The 17,478-nt window shown below is 68.1% G+C and carries 16 protein-coding genes; 7 read left to right on the plus strand and 9 right to left on the minus strand.

Annotated features, from left to right (window positions below; translation table 11 throughout):
• Positions 1 to 5 precede the first annotated feature (5 nt).
• From B9P64_RS05390 to B9P64_RS05405, 4 genes are all read right to left on the minus strand, one after another.
• Positions 6 to 224: a hypothetical protein gene (locus tag B9P64_RS05390; RefSeq protein WP_085315205.1), complete on the minus strand. Its 219-nt coding sequence runs from the start codon at positions 222 to 224 to the stop codon at positions 6 to 8.
• A gap of 235 nt (positions 225 to 459) precedes the next feature.
• Positions 460 to 1,350: a ferritin gene (locus B9P64_RS05395; protein ID WP_085315206.1), complete on the minus strand. Its 891-nt coding sequence runs from the start codon at positions 1,348 to 1,350 to the stop codon at positions 460 to 462.
• Positions 1,351 to 1,440: 90 nt separating this feature from the next.
• Entirely contained in the window at positions 1,441 to 2,706 is a 1,266-nt protein-coding gene (locus B9P64_RS05400; protein WP_085315207.1) for an AmpG family muropeptide MFS transporter, read from the minus strand.
• Positions 2,703 to 3,524, minus strand: a complete 822-nt coding sequence (locus tag B9P64_RS05405) for an exodeoxyribonuclease III (RefSeq protein ID WP_085315208.1) — start codon at positions 3,522 to 3,524, stop codon at positions 2,703 to 2,705. The genes B9P64_RS05400 and B9P64_RS05405 overlap by 4 nt, the downstream gene beginning before the upstream one ends.
• A gap of 217 nt (positions 3,525 to 3,741) precedes the next feature.
• Between B9P64_RS05405 and pyrE the strand changes: the two genes are divergently transcribed.
• Complete coding sequence (gene pyrE, locus B9P64_RS05410; RefSeq protein WP_085315209.1) at positions 3,742 to 4,419, plus strand: orotate phosphoribosyltransferase; 678 nt, start codon at positions 3,742 to 3,744, stop codon at positions 4,417 to 4,419.
• Positions 4,416 to 5,084 (plus strand): hypothetical protein, encoded by a 669-nt coding sequence (locus B9P64_RS05415; protein WP_085315210.1) that lies wholly within the window; start codon positions 4,416 to 4,418, stop codon positions 5,082 to 5,084. The genes pyrE and B9P64_RS05415 overlap by 4 nt, the downstream gene beginning before the upstream one ends.
• Before the next feature lie 6 nt (positions 5,085 to 5,090).
• Here B9P64_RS05415 and rodA read toward each other — a convergent pair whose 3' ends face one another.
• The 5 genes from rodA to B9P64_RS05440 form a co-directional block, all read right to left on the minus strand.
• Entirely contained in the window at positions 5,091 to 6,197 is a 1,107-nt protein-coding gene (gene rodA / locus B9P64_RS05420) for a rod shape-determining protein RodA (protein ID WP_085315211.1), read from the minus strand.
• Entirely contained in the window at positions 6,194 to 8,428 is a 2,235-nt protein-coding gene (gene mrdA / locus B9P64_RS05425; protein WP_085315212.1) for a penicillin-binding protein 2, read from the minus strand. The genes rodA and mrdA overlap by 4 nt, the downstream gene beginning before the upstream one ends.
• Positions 8,429 to 8,515: 87 nt before the next feature.
• Positions 8,516 to 9,046 carry a rod shape-determining protein MreD gene (gene mreD, locus B9P64_RS05430; protein WP_085315213.1) on the minus strand — a complete coding sequence of 177 codons (531 nt, stop codon included), beginning with the start codon at positions 9,044 to 9,046 and terminating at the stop codon, positions 8,516 to 8,518.
• The gene (gene mreC, locus B9P64_RS05435) at positions 9,043 to 9,933 is read right to left on the minus strand and encodes a rod shape-determining protein MreC (protein ID WP_085315214.1); all 891 of its coding nucleotides are present in this window, start codon (positions 9,931 to 9,933) and stop codon (positions 9,043 to 9,045) included. Before mreC ends, mreD begins: the two co-directional genes overlap by 4 nt.
• Before the next feature lie 34 nt (positions 9,934 to 9,967).
• Positions 9,968 to 11,011 carry a rod shape-determining protein gene (locus B9P64_RS05440; RefSeq protein WP_085315215.1) on the minus strand — a complete coding sequence of 348 codons (1,044 nt, stop codon included), beginning with the start codon at positions 11,009 to 11,011 and terminating at the stop codon, positions 9,968 to 9,970.
• A gap of 349 nt (positions 11,012 to 11,360) precedes the next feature.
• On the opposite strand from B9P64_RS05440, the gene gatC reads away from it, so the two are divergent.
• The 5 genes from gatC (at position 11,361) to epsF (ending at position 17,477) form a co-directional block, all read left to right on the plus strand.
• Positions 11,361 to 11,648 (plus strand): Asp-tRNA(Asn)/Glu-tRNA(Gln) amidotransferase subunit GatC, encoded by a 288-nt coding sequence (gene gatC, locus B9P64_RS05445; RefSeq protein ID WP_085315216.1) that lies wholly within the window; start codon positions 11,361 to 11,363, stop codon positions 11,646 to 11,648.
• An 8-nt stretch (positions 11,649 to 11,656) separates the two neighbouring features.
• Positions 11,657 to 13,117 (plus strand): Asp-tRNA(Asn)/Glu-tRNA(Gln) amidotransferase subunit GatA, encoded by a 1,461-nt coding sequence (gene gatA / locus B9P64_RS05450; RefSeq protein WP_085315269.1) that lies wholly within the window; start codon positions 11,657 to 11,659, stop codon positions 13,115 to 13,117.
• Between the two features lie 14 nt (positions 13,118 to 13,131).
• Positions 13,132 to 14,613 (plus strand): Asp-tRNA(Asn)/Glu-tRNA(Gln) amidotransferase subunit GatB, encoded by a 1,482-nt coding sequence (gatB, locus tag B9P64_RS05455; protein ID WP_085315217.1) that lies wholly within the window; start codon positions 13,132 to 13,134, stop codon positions 14,611 to 14,613.
• Positions 14,614 to 15,053: 440 nt separating this feature from the next.
• The gene (locus B9P64_RS05460; RefSeq protein WP_217808646.1) at positions 15,054 to 16,022 is read left to right on the plus strand and encodes an EpsD family peptidyl-prolyl cis-trans isomerase; all 969 of its coding nucleotides are present in this window, start codon (positions 15,054 to 15,056) and stop codon (positions 16,020 to 16,022) included.
• 18 nt (positions 16,023 to 16,040) lie between these two features.
• Positions 16,041 to 17,477, plus strand: coding sequence for a chain length determinant protein EpsF (gene epsF, locus B9P64_RS05465; RefSeq protein ID WP_085315219.1), 1,437 nt, complete (start codon positions 16,041 to 16,043; stop codon positions 17,475 to 17,477).
• Position 17,478: the final 1 nt, after the last annotated feature.

Here is a 17,478-nt window from a genome sequence, read left to right on the forward strand (position 1 = left end):
GCGCCTCAGAACGCCAGCGGCGCCAGCGAACCGACGGACAGCACACGCAGCCCGGTCGAGCGCGGATAGCGCCAGCGGGCGATGCGCACCGCGCCCTGGGGCGTGTCGGCGAGCACCTTGAGAATGCGCCGCGAAGCCTGACTGGCGTTGCGGCCGATGATGTCGATCGAGACTTCAAAAACCCGCAGCGCGGGTTCGATCGTGACGTTGACCAATGCACGCATGTGCGGACTGCTCCTCCGGCATCGGCGATGCCTGTAATTGACGCGGCGCAGTCTGAGGCGACCGGATGACGCCAAGAAGGCATGCGGATCCCAGCCCTGGCACACCGGCATCAGCGGCGCGACTGCCGTTGCAGTGTGCCGCGCGGCCGACGCGGCCGTCGCCCGAACAGAGGAGGGAAAGCGGTCAGCGCCGTCCTACAGGGTAGGTCCGGGCTTGTGCAGGCGCTTGCAGCGCTCAGGAGGCGGTCGCGGCCGGCGGCACGGCCATCGCCGCGGCGGCCGCCGCGACCTGGGCCGACACTTCCTTGCGATAGCGGTTCAGCTCCTGCACGGTCTCGAACTTGCGGTGCAGCAGCAGGCTCGCCGCATGCAGGATGCGATCGACCACCTTCTTTTCCCAGTCGGCGTTGAAGCCGATCTGGCTGTCGAGCCAGTGTTCGAGCCATTCCGGCTCGGGCAACCGCGACTGCACCGTGTCGTTCGGGAACAGGTCCTTGTTGACATGCAGATTGGTCGGATGCAGCGGCTTCTCGGTGCGGCGGGCGCTGGCCATGAGCAGGCCGATCTTGGCCACGGCGGCACGCGCGATGTCGCCCATGTGCTGCTGGCCGTGCGCGATGGCCTTCTTGAGATAGCGCAGATAGGCGCCGCCATGGCGCGCCTCGTCCTCGCTGATGACGCGGTAGATGCGCTTGATGACCGGCTCGGTATGCCAGGCCGAGGCGCAGCGATACCAGTGGTTGAGGCGGATCTCGCCGCAGAAATGCAGCATCAGGGTTTCGAGCGGCGGCGCCGGATCGAACTCGAAGCGCACCGCATGCAGCTCCTCCTCGGTCGGCACCAGCTCGGGCCGAAAGCGCCGCAGATACTCTATCAGCACCAGCGAATGCTTCTGCTCCTCGAAGAACCAGACGCTCATGAAGGCCGAGAAGTCCGAATCGTGGCGGTTGTCGCGCAGGAACATTTCGGTCGCCGGCAGCGCCGCCCATTCGGTGATGGCGTTCATCTTGATGGTGCGGGCCTGCTCGTCGGTGAGCAGGCTGGCATCGAATTCATCCCACGGAATGTCCCGGTCCATGTTCCAGCGCACGGACTCGAGCGACTTGTAGAGTTCGGGATAGAGCATGTCGGTTTCCTCGAAGAAAGGAGACGCCGGCCGAATGCCGGTCGAAAGCAGTAAACCCGGCATTGTGTCGCAATTTCATGACAAGGCCGGTCAGGTATCGGGCTTGTCGGCTGGCTCCAGCCGCCTGACGGGCTCGCGCATGCCGATCAGCAGCAGCAGCCCAGGCACCGCGATCGCCACCGTGCAGAGGAAGAAGCTGGCCCAGCCGATCTCCTCGACCAGCCAGCCGCTCGCCGGCCCCACGTACACCCGCCCCACCGCCGACAGTGCCGACAGCAGCGCGTATTGCGTGGCCGAGAAACGCCGGTCGCAGAGTGCCGTAAGGAGCGCCACGAAAGCCGCCGTGCCCAGCCCGCCGCAAAGGTTTTCGATCGCGACGGCGGTCGCCATGGTGGTCAGGCTCTTGGGCAGCACCGCCAGCGCCCAGTAGGCGAGATTGCTGACCATCTGCGCGACGCCGAACAGGAACAGGCTGCGCCACAGCCCGAGCCGCGCCATCAGCGCACCACCCGCGAGCGCGCCGACGATGGTCGCGAACAGCCCGAAGGTCTTGTTCACCAGCCCGACCTCGCCCGGCGAAAAACCCGCGCCACGGATAAGAAAGGTGGTGCTCAGCGCGACCGCAAACGCATCGCCGAGCTTGTAGAGCACGATCAGCAGCAGAAAGCCCAGCGCCCAGCGCTTGGCGAAGAACGCCTTCATCGGCCCGACCACCGCCTCGGCGAGCGAGCGCGGCGCCGCCGGTCCGGCGCCGGCCGGCTCGGGCGCGAGCAGCGTGCCGGCCACGCCGACGAGCATCAGCCCGGCCATCAGCGCATAGGTGCCGCGAAAGCCGAGCCACACATCGGCAATCCAGAGCGCGAGCCCGCCCGACACCAGCATCGCGCCGCGATAGCCCATCACCATTAGGGCCGCGCCGGCGCCGCGCTCAACCGGCAGCAGCGCATCGGTGCGCCAGGCGTCGTAGACGATGTCCTGCGACGCCGACAGGAAGGCCACCGCAACCGCCAGCGTGGCCAGCGTGCCAAGCGCATCGCGCGGATCGAACAGCGCCATCGCGCCGAGCGCCGCCGCCAGCGCGAGCTGGAATGCGATCAGCCAGCCGCGCCGCCGGCCGAACAACCCACCCGCCAGCGGCGGCGGATAGCGGTCGAGCAGCGGCGACCACAGGAACTTGAACACGTAAGCCTGACCGACCAGCGTCATGAAGCCGATGGTCTTGAGATCGAGCCCCTCGACCGTCATCCACGCCTGGAGCGTGCCCGAGGTGAGCGCCAGCGGCAGCCCCGACGCAAAGCCAAGCAGCAGCGTCGCCGCCATGCGCCGGCTGCCGAACACCGCGAGCAGCGCGCTCATGCGTCGGGCAGTTCGTAGTCGATGGTGAGCGGCGCGTGGTCGCTGAACCAGGCGTCCTTGTAGATGGACGCGCGCGTCGCGCAGGCCGCCAGCGCCGGCGTGGCGATCTGGTAGTCGATGCGCCAGCCCACGTTGTTGGCGCGCGCCTGACCGCGATTGCTCCACCATGTGTAGCAGGCGTCGGTCGCATCAGGATGCAGACGCCGGTACACATCCACATAGCCGAGCCTGTCGAACACGCCGCTCAGCCAGTCGCGCTCCTCGGGCAGGAAGCCGGAGTTCTTCTGGTTGCTGCGCCAGTTCTTCAGGTCGATCTCGCGGTGCGCGATGTTCCAGTCGCCGCAGAGCAGGATTTCGCGGCCGCAGTCGCGCAGCTTTTGCAGATGCGGAATGAAGGCCTCGAGGAAGCGGAACTTGGACGCCTGCCGGTGATCGCCCGACGAACCCGACGGCAAATAGAGCGACACGAGCGCGATCTTCATGCCGCCGGCGGTGAAGCGCGTCTCGATCATCCGGCCCTCGTCGTCGAATTCGGCCACGCCAAAACCGCGCTCGGTTTCAATGTCCGAAAACCGATTGCGATCAAGGTAGAGGCCCACGCCCGAGTAACCCTTCTTCTGAGCGTGAGCGAATTCACCGATCAGGGATGACCCGGATGGGACGATCATCCCCTCCTTCAAATCGGTGATCTGGGCCTTGAGCTCCTGCACACAGACGGCGGCAGCGCCCTGCTGCACCAGCCAGCCGAAAAATCCTTTCGTTTCGGCGGAACGAATGCCATTCAGATTGGCGGTAATGATGCGCAGCGGCGTTGTCATGTGGCGAAAGACGCGTCCGGCGCAAATTGCCTCCGGGCGGCGGTCTGTAGTCTTTTTGGGAAAATGCAAATCGGAGGATCGGGCGAATCCGCTCACAATCCGTGATTCATTGCTCGTTTCTGCAATTTGATGCGCTGCGCCGGCCTGTTCTTGCGCCTTGGCTGGCACGACAGCGACGCGATCGGCACACAAGCCAACCACGACTTTTGAGGCAGTCTTGAATAGCTTTCGTCAGGAATTTCTTGCTTTTGCACTGCAACAAGGCGTGCTGCGCTTCGGCGAATTTATCACCAAGGCCGGGCGTCCCTCGCCCTACTTCTTCAACGCGGGACTGTTCAGCGACGGCGCCAGCCTGGGTGCGCTCGGCGACTATTACGCGCGCAGCCTGCTCGCCGCCGAAGCCGACGGACTGGGCTTCGACATGCTTTACGGCCCGGCCTACAAGGGCATCACGCTGGCCGCCGCCACCGCCATCGCGCTGGCCGGGCACGGCCGCAACGTGCCGTTCGCTTACAACCGCAAGGAAGCCAAGGATCACGGCGAAGGCGGTCTGCTGGTCGGCGCGCCGCTCAAGGGGCGCGTGGTCATCATCGACGACGTGCTGACCGATGGCGCGTCCAAGCGCGAATCGGTCGAGGTGATCCGCGCGGCCGGCGCCACGCCGGTGGCGGTGGCCATCGCGCTCGATCGGATGGAGCGCAAGGGCGTCGAAGGCGCACTGTCGGCGCGCTCGGCGGTGCAGGAGTTCGAGGCCGAATACGGCCTGCCGGTGCTCGCCATCGCCAATCTCGACGACCTCATGAGCTGGCTCGACGCAAGCAACGACAGCGACCTCGCCGCCTGGCGCGAACACGTTGCCGCCTACCGCGCACGCTTCGGCGTCGACCGCACATGAATCGGGCTGCCGCGCGGCAAGGCTTCGCCGCCGCCGCGACAGCGCTGGCCGTCGCCGCGTCAGACCGCTGCCCTGCCGCCGAGCCGTCGAAGCCGCCGCCGACCATCTACAGCTGCCGCGATGCCGCCGGCCGGCTGATCTCGTCGGACCAGCCGATCCCGGAATGCCTCAATCGCGAGCAGCGCGTGCTCAATCGCGACGGCTCGCTGCGCCGCACCATCGAGGCGCCGCTGACGCCCGAGCAACGCGCCCAGCGCGCCGAGCAGCAGCGCCGCGAGGCCGAGGAGGAACGCGCGCGCGAAGCCGCGCGCCAGCGCGACCGGGTGCTGCTGTCGAGCTTCTCCAACCTCGATTCGCTGGAGCTGGCGCGCAAGCGGGCGCTGGCCGAATCCGAGTCGATGCTGGAAATCTCGCAGAACCGGCTGGTGGCGCTGGAGAAGGAAAAGCTGGCGATCCAGGCCGAGTTCGAGTTCTACAAGAAGACCCAGCCGCCGGCGGCGCTCAACGCCAAGCTCGAGGAGAACGCCCGCTCGCGCGACTTCGAGCTGGCGCTGATGCAACGGCGCAATGAGGAGATCGCGCGCATCAATGCGCGCTTCGATGCCGACCGCACCCGCTTCAAGCAGCTGGCCGGCGACGACGCCAATCCGCCGCCGCGCCGCTGAAGCGGCTCAGCTCTGCACCAGCTGGCGGTGCCGGTTCACGCTCATCAGCACGCCGCAGCCGACCGCCAGCGTCATGAGCGCGGTGCCGCCATAGCTCATGAACGGCAGCGGCACGCCCACCACCGGCAGGATGCCGCTCACCATCCCCATGTTCACGAAGGCGTACATGAACAGGATGGACACGATGGCGCCCGAGAACAGCCGCGCGAACAGCGTGGGCGCATTGCCGGCGATGATCAGTCCGCGCGCCAGCAGCAAAAAGTAGAGCGTCACCAGCAGGCAGTTGCCGACGAAGCCGAACTCCTCGGAGTACACGCTGAAGATGAAGTCGGTCGTGCGCTCTGGGATGAACTCCAGATGCGTCTGCGTGCCCTGCATCCAGCCCTTGCCGAACAGCCCGCCCGAGCCGATGGCGATGGTGCTCTGGATGATGTGGAAACCCTTGCCGAGCGGATCCTTGGTCGGATCGATCAGCGTCAGCACCCGCTCGCGCTGATAGTCGTGCATGAAGGTCCAGGCCAGTGGCAGGCTGGCGAGCCCGGTGATGCCGAGCGCCGCCAGCACCTTCCAGTTGAGGCCGGCGAAGAAGATCACCGCAAAGCCGCCGACCGCCACCAGCGATGCCGTGCCCAGATCGGGCTGCCTGAGGATGAGCCCGACCGGCAGCAGCATCAGCAGCGCCGCCAGCGCGAAATCGCGCCAGCCGAGCGTGGCCTCGCGCATGTGGAAGTACCAGGCCAGCATCAGCGGCAGGCCGATCTTCAGCAGCTCGGACGGCTGGAGCTGCATGAAGCCCAGATCGATCCAGCGCCGCGCGCCCTTCTTGACGGTGCCGAACAGCGCCACCGCGATCAGCAGCGTGACCGCGCCGATGTAGACCGGCACCGCCACCCGCATCAGCAGCCGGGGCGGCACATTGGCCATCACCCACATCACCAGCAGCGCGAACAGCAGGTTCTTCACATGGCCGTCGAAGCGGCCCGGGAAGTTGTTGGCGCTCGACGCCATGGTGAACAGCGACAGCCCGACCAGCGCGCCGAGGATGAGCATCAGCGTCGGGTCGAACACCAGCAGCCAGGGCCGCAGGCGCAGCCAGAGTTCGCGGCGGGTCATGGCGTTTCTTCCTTGCGCTGGACGACTGGGGCGGGCGCGGCGTCGGGCGCATCGCGGTGCGACGGCGTGCCGGGCGGATTGGCCGGCGCCGGATGGCCGGCCGGCGCGGCGGCGCCGGCGGCGGGTGCGCTGGTGCCGGCAGGCGCGGCGGTGTCGGGTGCCGGCGCGGGCACGGCGGCGCCGGGATCGGCTGCGGGCGCGGGCCGGCGCGGCGCCACCGGCGGCGGCGCGGCGAGGTCGTCGCGCACCTGATCGCGTTGCAGGTCGGGCGCCGCCGGCAGCGGCAGGCCGCGCTCCTCGTCGCTCGGGCCTTGCGCCGGATCGTCGTCGCTGCCGATGAGCGCGGCGGCCTTGCGCGGATCGTCCAGCTCCTCGGGCCATTTGCCGAGCAGCCAGTAGTCGAACACCCGGCGCGCGATCGGCCCGGCCGCCTTGGCGCCGAAACCGCCGTTTTCCACGATCAGCGCGACCGCGATCTTGGGGTTGTCGGCCGGCGCAAACGCGATGAACAGCGAATGGTCGCGAAAGCGCTCGGGCGTCAGCGCCTCGTTGTACTTGGCGCCCTGCTTGATGCCGATGACCTGGGCCGTGCCGGTCTTGCCGGCCGCCACGTAAGGCGCGCCGGCAAACGCGGTGGAGCCGGTGCCGAAGCGGTTCACATCCACCATGCCGCTCTTCACCGCCTCGATGTTCTCGGGCTTGAGCGGGATGGTGTAGCTCATCTCGGGCACGGTCGGCCGGTGCTGGCCGGTGCGCGCATCGACCACCTCGCGCACCACATGCGGCTTCATTACCACGCCGTTGTTGGCCAGCGTGGACACCGCATGCGCGAGTTGCAGGATGGTGTAGCTGTTGTAGCCCTGCCCGATGCCGACCGAAATCGTCTCGCCGGCATACCACTGCTGGGCCTCGCGCCGCTTGAAGGCGCTGCGCTTCCATTCGCTCGACGGCAGCACGCCCTTCTTCTCGCCCTCGATGTCGATGCCGGTCAGCTGGCCGAAGCCGAACGGCTTCATGAAGCTGGCGATGGCGTCGATGCCCATGTCGTTGGCCAGCATGTAGAAGTAGGTGTCCGACGAATAGACGATGGCCTTGTGCAGATCGACCACGCCATTGCCGCCCGGCTTGCTGTCGCGGAACTGGCGCCCGCCGAAGTTGAAGACGCCGGTGTCGTGAAAGCTCCAGCCCGGCGTGCGCTTGCCGCTTTCGAGCGCCGCCAGCGCCATGAAGGGCTTGAAGGTGGAGCCCGGCGGATACACGCCGCGCAACGGCCGGTTGAGCAGCGGCTTGTCCGGGTCCTCGTTGAGCGTCTTCCAGTTGACCGGATCGATGCCGTCGACGAACAGATTGGGGTCGTAGCCGGGCCGGCTGACGAAGGCGAGCACATCGCCGCTGCTCGGCTCGATGGCGACCAGCGCGCCGCGCCGCGCGCCATAAAGCTGCTCGACCATCTGCTGGAGCCGGATGTCGACCGACAGCACCAGATTGTTGCCGGGCGTGGCCGGCGTCTGGCTCAGCGTGCGCACCGGCTTGCCGCCGGCCGACACTTCCACCTCGGCGAAACCGGTGCTGCCGTGCAGCTCGCGCTCATAGCTCTGCTCGATGCCGACCTTGCCGATGTACTCCGTGCCCTTGTAGTCGTCGGCGTTGTCCCAGTCCTCGATGCGCTCGGCGTCCTTGGCCGAGATGCGGCCGATGTAGCCGAGCACATGGCCGCCGACCGCGCCGAGCGGGTATTCGCGGAACAGCCGCGCCTTGATCTCGACCGCCGGAAACATGAAGCGCCAGGCCGCGAAGCGCGCCACTTCCTCGTCGGTGAGCCGGTTGCGGATCGGCAGCGAGCCGACGGTGCGGGTTTCTTCGAGCAGCTGCTTGAAGCGGCGCCGGTGGTGCGGCTGGATGTCGATGATGCGGGCCAGCGCGTCGATGGTCGGATCGAGCTGGCCGGCCGCCAGCCGCGACGGCGTGATTTCGAGCGTGTAGGCCGAGTAGTTGCGCGCCAGCACCACGCCGTTGCGGTCGACGATCACGCCGCGATTGGGCGGCGTCGGCACGACCGAGATGCGGTTGTCCTCGGCCTTGGCGTGATAGCTCTCGTAATTGACGATCTGCAACCACGCGAAGCGCGCGATCAGCAGGCCAAAGCAGATCAGGATGACCGCCGCCACCACGCCGAGCCGGCGCCGGAAGCTGACCAGCTCCTGCTGGTTGTCGCGCAGGCCGGCGCTCATCGGACAGCCCCGCCAGCGGCTGCCCGCCGACCGATGCGCGGGCAGGCGCCACAGGACGCGGGAAGGAAGCTCGGCAGATGCATGGGCTTACAGCGGCCGGTTGTCGTCGCGGTCGACGGTGCGGCGCTGCGGCGCCAGCAGCAGCAGCTTGGCCAGCGGCCACAGCAGCGTCGCCACCAGACTCGACGCGAAATACGCAAAGCCCGGAAAGTCGGCACCGGCCGCCAGCCGCACCACCAGACTCACCAGCTGGCCGATCAGCAGCAGCGGCAGCACATGGATCATCTGGCCGAACTGGTTGAACCACTGCACCCGCCGATGCATGGAAATGGCGCCATACGACAGCAGCGTGTAGGCCAGCGCATGCTGGCCAAGCAGCGCGCCGTCATGCACATCCATCGCCAGCCCGAGCGCGAACGCCAGCCCCAGCCCGACCTTGCGCGGCTGGTGGATGTGCCAGAACACCAGCCCGAGCGCGAGCCAGTCGGGCACGAACAGCCGGCCGCCCCAGGGCAGCAGATCGAGCAGCAGCAGCCCGAGCAGCGAGGCATAGATGAACGGCCGCGACGCCGGCCGCAGGATGATGTCGCGCCGGGGAACGTCACCCACGCTGCTCATGGCCTGGCTCCGGGAACGACGGCGGCGGCATTCGGATCGCTGCCCTCGGGCAGCTGAGCCTCGACGCGCAGCACCAGCAGCATGCTGGCGCCCCGGATGTGCGCCACCGGGTCGGCGACGATGCGCGCAAAGGTGGAATCGGACGTGCGCACCACGGTGCGCACCCTGGCCACGGGCAGCCCGGGCGGATAGACGCCGTCGAGCCCCGAGGTGACGAGCTGGTCGCCTTCCTGCACATCGGCGTTGGCCGCCAGAAAGCGCAGCTCGATCGTGCCCGGCTCATCGCCGCCCGAGGCCAGCGTGCGCAGACCGGTGCGGCGCACCTGCACCGGCGTGGCCTGTTCGCGGTCGGTGGCCAGCGCGATCTCGGCGGTGAACGGGAAGGTGCGCACCACCTGGCCGACCAGCCCGAGTTCGTCGATGACCGGCTCGGCCACGCGCACGCCGGCCTGACTGCCGCGGTCGATGACGACGCGCGGCGTGAACGGGTCATGCGTGTCGTAGAGCGCCTCGACCATCAGCGTGGCGATGCCGGCGCGGGCGCGCGCATCGACCAGCGCGCGCAGCCGGGTGTTCTCGGCCGCGAGCTGCTCGGCTTGCTGGCGCTCGGTGGCATCGGCCAGCCGCTGGCGGCGCAGCTCGTCGTTCTCGCGCCGCAGCGTCGCCACGTCGGAGAAATGCCCGGCGACGGCGCGCGCGATCTCGCTCGGCCACAGCGCGCCGCGTTGCAGCGGATAGAGCGCCGTGCCCACGGTCAGGCGCAGCGCTTCGAGCGTGTGCATGCGCGCGTCGACCACCAGCAGCACGAGCGACAGCCCGGCGAAGAAAATGAGCCGCGCCAGCGCCGAGGGGCCCTGGCGAAAGAACGGCGGCGGTTGCAGTTCCATGCCGTCGAATCGGCCGAGGCCGGCCTGTGCAGCGTTATTCGGAGGTGAAGATGGAGCCGAGCTTGTCCATGCGCTCGAGCGCCATGCCGCTGCCACGCGCCACGCAGGTGAGCGGGTCTTCGGCGGCCGAGACCGGCAGGCCGGTTTCTTCCATCAGCAGGCGGTCGAGGTCGCGCAGCAGCGCGCCGCCGCCGGTAAGCATCATGCCGCGCTCGGCGATGTCGGCGCCGAGTTCGGGCGGCGTGGCTTCAAGCGCGCTCTTGACCGCCGAGACGATGCTGTTGAGCGGATCGGTCAGCGCTTCGAGGATCTCGTTGGAGCTGATCGTGAAGCTGCGCGGAATGCCTTCGGACAGGTTGCGGCCCTTGACTTCCATCTCCTTGACTTCGGAGCCCGGGAAGGCGGAGCCGATTTCCTTCTTGATGGCCTCGGCGGTCGGCTCGCCAATCAGCATCCCGTAGTTGCGGCGGATGTAATTGATGATGGCCTCGTCGAACTTGTCGCCGCCGACGCGCACGCTGCCCTTGTAGACCATGCCGCCGAGCGAGATCACGCCCACCTCGGTCGTGCCGCCGCCGATGTCGACGACCATCGAGCCGCTGGCCTCGCTCACCGGCAGGCCGGCACCGATCGCGGCCGCCATCGGCTCCTCGATCAGATAGACCTGGCTCGCGCCGGCGCCGAGCGCCGATTCGCGGATCGCGCGGCGCTCGACCTGGGTCGAGCCGCAGGGCACGCAGATGATGATTCGCGGATTGGGCGCAAAGATGCTGCCCGGATGAACCATCTTGATGAACTGCTTGAGCATCTGCTCGGTCACCGTGAAGTCGGCAATGACGCCGTCCTTCATCGGGCGGATCGCCTCGATGTTGCCCGGCACCTTGCCGAGCATCTGCTTGGCTTCCTTGCCGACCGCGCAGATGGTCTTCTTGCCGTTCGGGCCGCCTTCCTGGCGGATGGCCACCACGGAAGGCTCGTCGAGGACGATGCCCTTGCCGCGTACATAGATGAGGGTGTTGGCCGTGCCGAGGTCGATGGCGAGGTCGTTGGAGAAGTACTTGGAGAGAAAACCGAGCATGTAGATCCTGCCGTGGAGGGAGGGCGCCGTGCCATCCAGAGGTCGCCGGCACACGCGGCGGAAGGGGTCGTTCACCGTCGACGTCCGCGTGCGATCGGAGGACTGGCGAGCCGCGCGCAATAGGTGCTGCACCGGGCGCCCGCCGTCCGCGTGAAGCGCGCAATGCTACCCTATCCCTCGGTCTTCCCCGAGTACGCGGCACTGTTTTCGGCAGTGCGCTGCGGCGTTTGCGGGCCTGCTTCCGCACGGTTCGTGCCGCGTTCGGCGCGGTACTGCGGGCATCGGCCCGCGGCTGCATCGGCGCCGGATCGGCCGGCATACCCTCCAACAGACAACCGCAGCCAAGCCCATGTCGCTCACGCTTTCCGATGTCGAACGCATCGCGCATCTCGCGCGCATCCAGATCACCCCGGCCGAGGCCGAACGCACGCTCGGCGAACTCAACGGCATCTTCGGCCTCATCGAGCAGATGCGCGCGATCGACACGACCGGCATCGAGCCGATGGCGCATCCGCTCGGCGGCGCCCAGCGCCTGCGCGACGACGCGGCCCAGCCGCTCATCCCGCGCGACGAGACGATGAAGAACGCGCCGGCCCGCCAGGACGGCCTCTTCCTCGTGCCCAAGGTCATCGAATGAGCGCCGCCATGTCCGACATCACGCACAAGACCCTCGCCGAACTGTCCGCGCTGCTCGCAAAACGCGAGCTGTCGGCGGTCGAGCTGGCCAGCGCCTATCTGGCGCGCATCGACGCCAACCGCGATCTCAACGTCTTCCTCGACGTGCGGCCCGAAGTCACGCTCAGGCAGGCCGCCGCCGCCGATGCGCTGATCGCCGCCGGCAATGCCGGGCCGCTCGCCGGCATCCCGATCGCGCACAAGGACATCTTCGTGACGCGCGATTTCGCGTCGACCGCAGCCAGCAAGATGCTGGAGGGCTACATGAGCCCGTTCGACGCCACGGTGGTCGAGCAGCTCGCGGGCGCCGGCATGGTCACGCTCGGCAAGGTCAATTGCGACGAGTTCGCGATGGGCTCCAGCAACGAGAACTCGGCCTACGGCGCGGTGCTCAATCCCTGGGACAAGCGCGCCGTGCCGGGCGGCAGCTCGGGCGGCTCGTCGGCCTGCGTGGCGGCGCGGCTCGCGCCCGTGGCCAGCGCCACCGATACCGGCGGCTCGATCCGCGAACCGGCGTCGTTCGCCGGCGTGACCGGCGTCAAGCCCACCTACGGCCGGCCGTCGCGCTGGGGAATGATCGCCTTCGCGTCGAGCCTGGACACGGCCGGGCTGATGACGCAGTCGGCCGAGGATGCGGCGCTGGTGTTCAACGCCATGCTCGGCCACGACGCCAAGGACTCGACCAGCCTCGACCGGCCGCGCGAGGACTACACGCGCGCGCTGGCCAATCCGGTCAAGGGCCTGCGCATCGGCGTGCCCAAGGAATTCTTCGGCGAGGGCCTGTCGCCCGACGTGGAAGCGCGCGTGCGCGAAGCGCTCAAGCAGTACGAGGCACTCGGCGCCGAGCTGGTCGAGATCTCGCTGCCGGTGTCGGCGCTCGGCATCCCCGTTTACTACGTGGTGTCGTCGGCCGAGGCGTCGAGCAATCTCAACCGCTTCGACGGCGTGCGCTACGGCCATCGCGCGCAGAACTACGCCGACCTGATCGACATGATCAAGACCAGCCGTTCCGAAGGCCTGGGCGCCGAGCCCAAGCGCCGGATCATGATCGGCACCTATGTGCTGAGCCACGGCTATTACGACGCCTACTACATCAAGGCCCAGCAGGTGCGCCGCCTGATCGCCGAGGAATTCCAGCGCGCCTTCACCCAATGCGATCTGATCGCCGGTCCGGTGGCGCCGACCGTGGCCTTCGACATCGGCTCGAAATCGGCCGACCCGGTCGCCATGTACAAGAGCGATCTGTACACGGTGCCGGGCAGTCTGGCCGGCGTGCCGAGCATGAGCCTGCCGGCGGGCTTCGGTGACGGTGGCCGGCCGGTGGGGCTGCAACTCATCGCCAACCATCTCGACGAGGCCCGCATGCTCGGCGCAGCGCACCAGTTCCAGCTCGCGACCGACTGGCATCTGCGCGTGCCGGCCGGCTATTGAGAAAGGATCACGCCATGCAATGGGAAGTCGTCATCGGGTTCGAGACCCATACCCAGCTCTCCACCGAGAGCAAGATCTTCTCGCCCGCCGGCACGGCGTTTGGCGCCGAGCCCAACACCCAGGCCAGCGTCATCGACCTGGCGCTGCCGGGCGTGCTGCCGGTGCTCAATCGCGGCGCCGTCGAGCGCGCGATCCGCTTCGGGCTGGCGGTGGGCGCGACCATCGCGCCGCGCAGCATCTTTGCGCGCAAGAACTACTTCTATCCCGACCTGCCCAAGGGCTACCAGATCAGCCAGTACGAGATTCCGGTGGTTCAGGGCGGCAAGGTGAGCTTCGTGGTCACGCCCAAGAACGGCGAGCCCTACACCAAGACCATCAACCTCACGCGCGCGCATCTGGAAGAAGACGCCGGCAAGTCGCTGCATGAGGACTATCAGGGCATGTCGGGCATCGACCTGAACCGCGCCGGCACGCCGCTGCTGGAGATCGTCACCGAGCCGGAACTGCGCTCCTCGGCCGAAGCGGTGGCCTATGCCAAGGCGCTGCATGCGCTGGTGGTCTGGCTCGGCATCTGCGACGGCAACATGCAGGAAGGCTCGTTCCGCTGCGACGCCAACGTGTCCGTCCGGCCGGTCGGGCAGAAGGAATTCGGCACCCGTTGCGAGATCAAGAACCTCAACAGCTTCCGCTTCCTGCAGGCCGCCATCGACTACGAGGTGCGCCGCCAGATCGAGCTGATCGAGGACGGCGGCACGGTGGTGCAGGAAACCCGCCTCTACGACCCCGACCGCGACGAAACCCGCTCGATGCGCAGCAAGGAAGACGCGATGGACTATCGCTACTTCCCCGATCCCGACCTGCTGCCGCTCGACATCGCGCCCGACTGGATCGAGCGCGTGAAGGCCGGCCTGCCCGAGCTGCCGGCCGCGATGCGCGAGCGCTTCGTGCGCGATTTCGGCCTGCCCGAATACGACGCGCAGACGCTGACCGCGAGCCATGCGCTCGCCGCCTATTACGAGCAGGCCGCGCGCGCCGCGCTGACCGACGCCGCCGGCAAGGCCGAGGCGCCGGCCGCGTACAAGGCCGCGTCCAACTGGGTGATGGGCGAGCTGTCGGCCGCGGTCAACGAACACAGCATCGACGTGGCCGCCGCCCCGGTCGGTGCCGCGCAGCTCGGCAAGCTGGTCGCGCGCGTGCTCGACGGCACCATCAACCAGAAGACGGCGAAGGAAGTGTTCGCCGCCATCTGGCAAGGCGAAGGCAGCGATGCCGACGCGATCATCGAGGCGCGCGGCCTCAAGCAGATCAGCGACAGCGGCGCCATCGAGAAGCTCATCGACGAGGTGCTCGCGGCCAATGCCAAGTCGGTCGAGGAGTTCCGCGCCGGCAAGGAAAAGGCGTTCAACGCGCTGGTCGGTCAGGCGATGAAGGCCACCAGGGGCAAGGCCAATCCGGCGCAGGTCAACGAGATCCTCAAGCGCAAGCTGGCCGACTGACGCGGCGCGATCGCGGGCTGGCAACACACGGGGGCGGATGTCGCAAGGCATCCGCCCCCGCTGCATTTCAGGCGGCATGCAACGCGCCAGCGCCATCGCTGCACCGCGTCATATTTCTCATTCGCGGCGATTTGGGTCTGGGCGCACAAACGCCGGTACTGGGTCGGACTCGATAATCCCGAGCTCGCAGGACGGGGCCGAAGGTGCATTGCCGCATCGCGCGACACCGGCCGTCGATGATCGCCGTCAGCGCCGCCGCCCCGATTCCGTCCTTAACGCTGCGCCCCAACTTGCTCCGAGCCGACTCCTCACCGCCTCCGTCGTCGCGCCCGCTCCGTCCGGCCGGTCCAGGGTCGGCGAGTCACGGAGCAAACCCAAACTCCGCGACAGCACTGCCGGCCGGCGCTCGCGCCCCGGCGCACCTGTCCACACCTCCCGCCATGCCACCTCTGCGCACCTCGATGCCCTCATTCCCGTTCCGCCTTGCAGGGCTTGCACTCGTCACCGGTCTCGCACTCGCGGCCTGCGGCGGCGATCACAAGCCGTCCGACACCCAGACCGCCGTCAAGGTGGGCTCGGCCGAGCTGACCGTGCACCAGCTCAACTACCTGCTCCAGCAGCGCAACGGCGTTCCGGCCGACCAGGCTGAACGCGCCGGCCGCGAACTGCTCGAACGCCTGATCGACCAGGAGCTGGCAGCCCAGGCGGCAGTGAAGGACGGACTCGACCGCGATCCGCGCACGGTGCAGGCGCTCGATGCGGCGCGGCGCGAGGTACTGGCACGCGCCTATGGCAGCAAGGTCGAGCGCGACGCGATCGCCGCCGGCAAGCCCAAGCCCGAGGAGATCGAGCGCTTCTACAACGACAACCCGCTGCTGTTCTCGAACCGCCAGCTCTATGCCATCGAGCAGGTCGGTTTCGACGGCGCCGATGCCAGCAGCCGCGCCGACAGCCTGCTGCGCAGCCGGCGCTCGCCGCAGGCCTTCCGCGACGCACTCACCGCCGCCGGCGTGCGGCCGGTGGTGCAGAACGTCACCATCCCGGCCGAGAACCTGCCGCTGGACCAGCTCAAGCGCTTCTCCGAACTGGCCAGCGGCGACTCGATCATCGTCGCCCGGCCCGGCGGCGCGACCGTGCTGTTCCTGCTCGGCAGCACGCCGGCGGCGGTCGGGCTCGTCCAGGCGCGGCCGGCCATCGAGCGCTATCTCCAGGCCGATCAGGCCCGGCGCGCGGTGGCCGATGCGACCAAGGCGCTGCGTGCCGCCACGCCGGTGACCTATGTCGGCAAGTTCGCGCAGCCGCTGGCGGCGCCGGCCGCCGGCGGCAATCCCGGCGCGGGCAGCGCTGCCGCCGGCGCCCCCGCCGTCGATCCGGCCGCGCTCCGCAAGGGCCTGGACGCCCTCAAGTAACCCCTCCCGATCGCCTCCATGTCGCTCAGCCAATTGCTCGTCATCCTCCGGGTGCATCGCAAGATGAGCCTGTTCATCCTCGTGATCGCCATCGCGCTGGGCATCGTCAGCACCCTCATCGCCCCGAAGCGCTACACCGCCTCGGGTGCGGTGCTGGTCGACATCAAGGCGCCCGATCCGGTCGCCGGCGTGGTCCTGCCCAGCGCGCTGATGCCGGGCTACATGACCACCGAAATCGATCTGATGAACAGCGAGCGCGTCGCGCGCAAGGCCATCACCCTGCTCGGCCTCGAAAACGACGCAGACACCCATGCCAAATGGCAGGACGAGACCAACGGTGTCGGCGACTACATGAGCTGGCTCTCCGATCTGCTCCAGCTCAAGCTCGACATCAAGCCATCGCGCGATTCGGGCGTGGTCAACTACAACTACACGTCGAGCAGCCCGGAACTGGCATCGGCCCTGGTCAATGCCTTCATGCAGGCCTACATCGACACCACGGCCGAACTGCGCGTCGAACGCGCGCGCAACAGCAACAGCTTCTTCGACGAGCGCGCCAAGCAGCTGCGCGACAAGCTCGAAGCGGCGCAGAACCAGCTCTCGGCCTATCAGCGCGAAGCGGGTGTCATCACAACCGACGAGCAGCTCGACACCGAGAACACCCGGCTCGCGGCACTCACCGCCCAGCTGGTTTCGCTGCAGGCTGCCGGCGCCGACGCCAGCAGCCGCCAGACCCAGAGCCGCAGCAATGCCGAACGCCTGCGCGAAGCGCTCGCCAGCCCGGTGGTCTCCACGCTCTCGACCACCATCAGCCAGAGCGAAGCGCAATTGCACGAAATGGGCGAGCGCTATGGCGCCGACTATCCGGGCGTGCGCGAGTTGCGTGCCCGCATCGCCCAGCTGAACGAGCAGCGAGCCAACGAGATCAAGCGCGTCTCGGGCTCGATCGAGGCCGACGACAACGCCAGCAGCGAAAGGGCGCAGACCATGACTCGCCTGGTCGAAGCCCAGCGTGCCCATGTGCTCCAGCTCAAGAGCAAGCGCGACGAAGCACTGGTGCTCAAGCGCGATGTTGAAAGTGCCCAGCGCGCCTATGACGCGGTACTGGCGCGGGTGGGGGAAAGCAGCCTCGCCAGCCAGAACACGATGACCAACGTATCCATCGTCAAGTACGCCAGCACGCCGCCGGCGCCGTCCGGCCCCAAGCTCAAGACCAATCTCGGGCTGGCGATCTTCGTCGGCCTGCTGTTCAGCGTCGCCGGTTCGCTTGCACGCGAACTGCTCGACCGGCGCATCCACACCACCGAAGACATCGCCCTGCTGCTGCGCCAGCAGGTGCTCGGCGTGATTCCGCCGCCGCTGCCGCCGCCGACCCGGATGGAACGTCTGCTCGCCCGCCTGCCGCTGCGCCGCCTGGCCGGAGCGCAGACCTCTCCCGCCCGACTTCGAGCCTGAA

It is taken from the genome of Derxia lacustris, from assembly GCF_002105195.1.
GTDB classification, from domain to species: domain Bacteria; phylum Pseudomonadota; class Gammaproteobacteria; order Burkholderiales; family Burkholderiaceae_E; genus Derxia; species Derxia lacustris.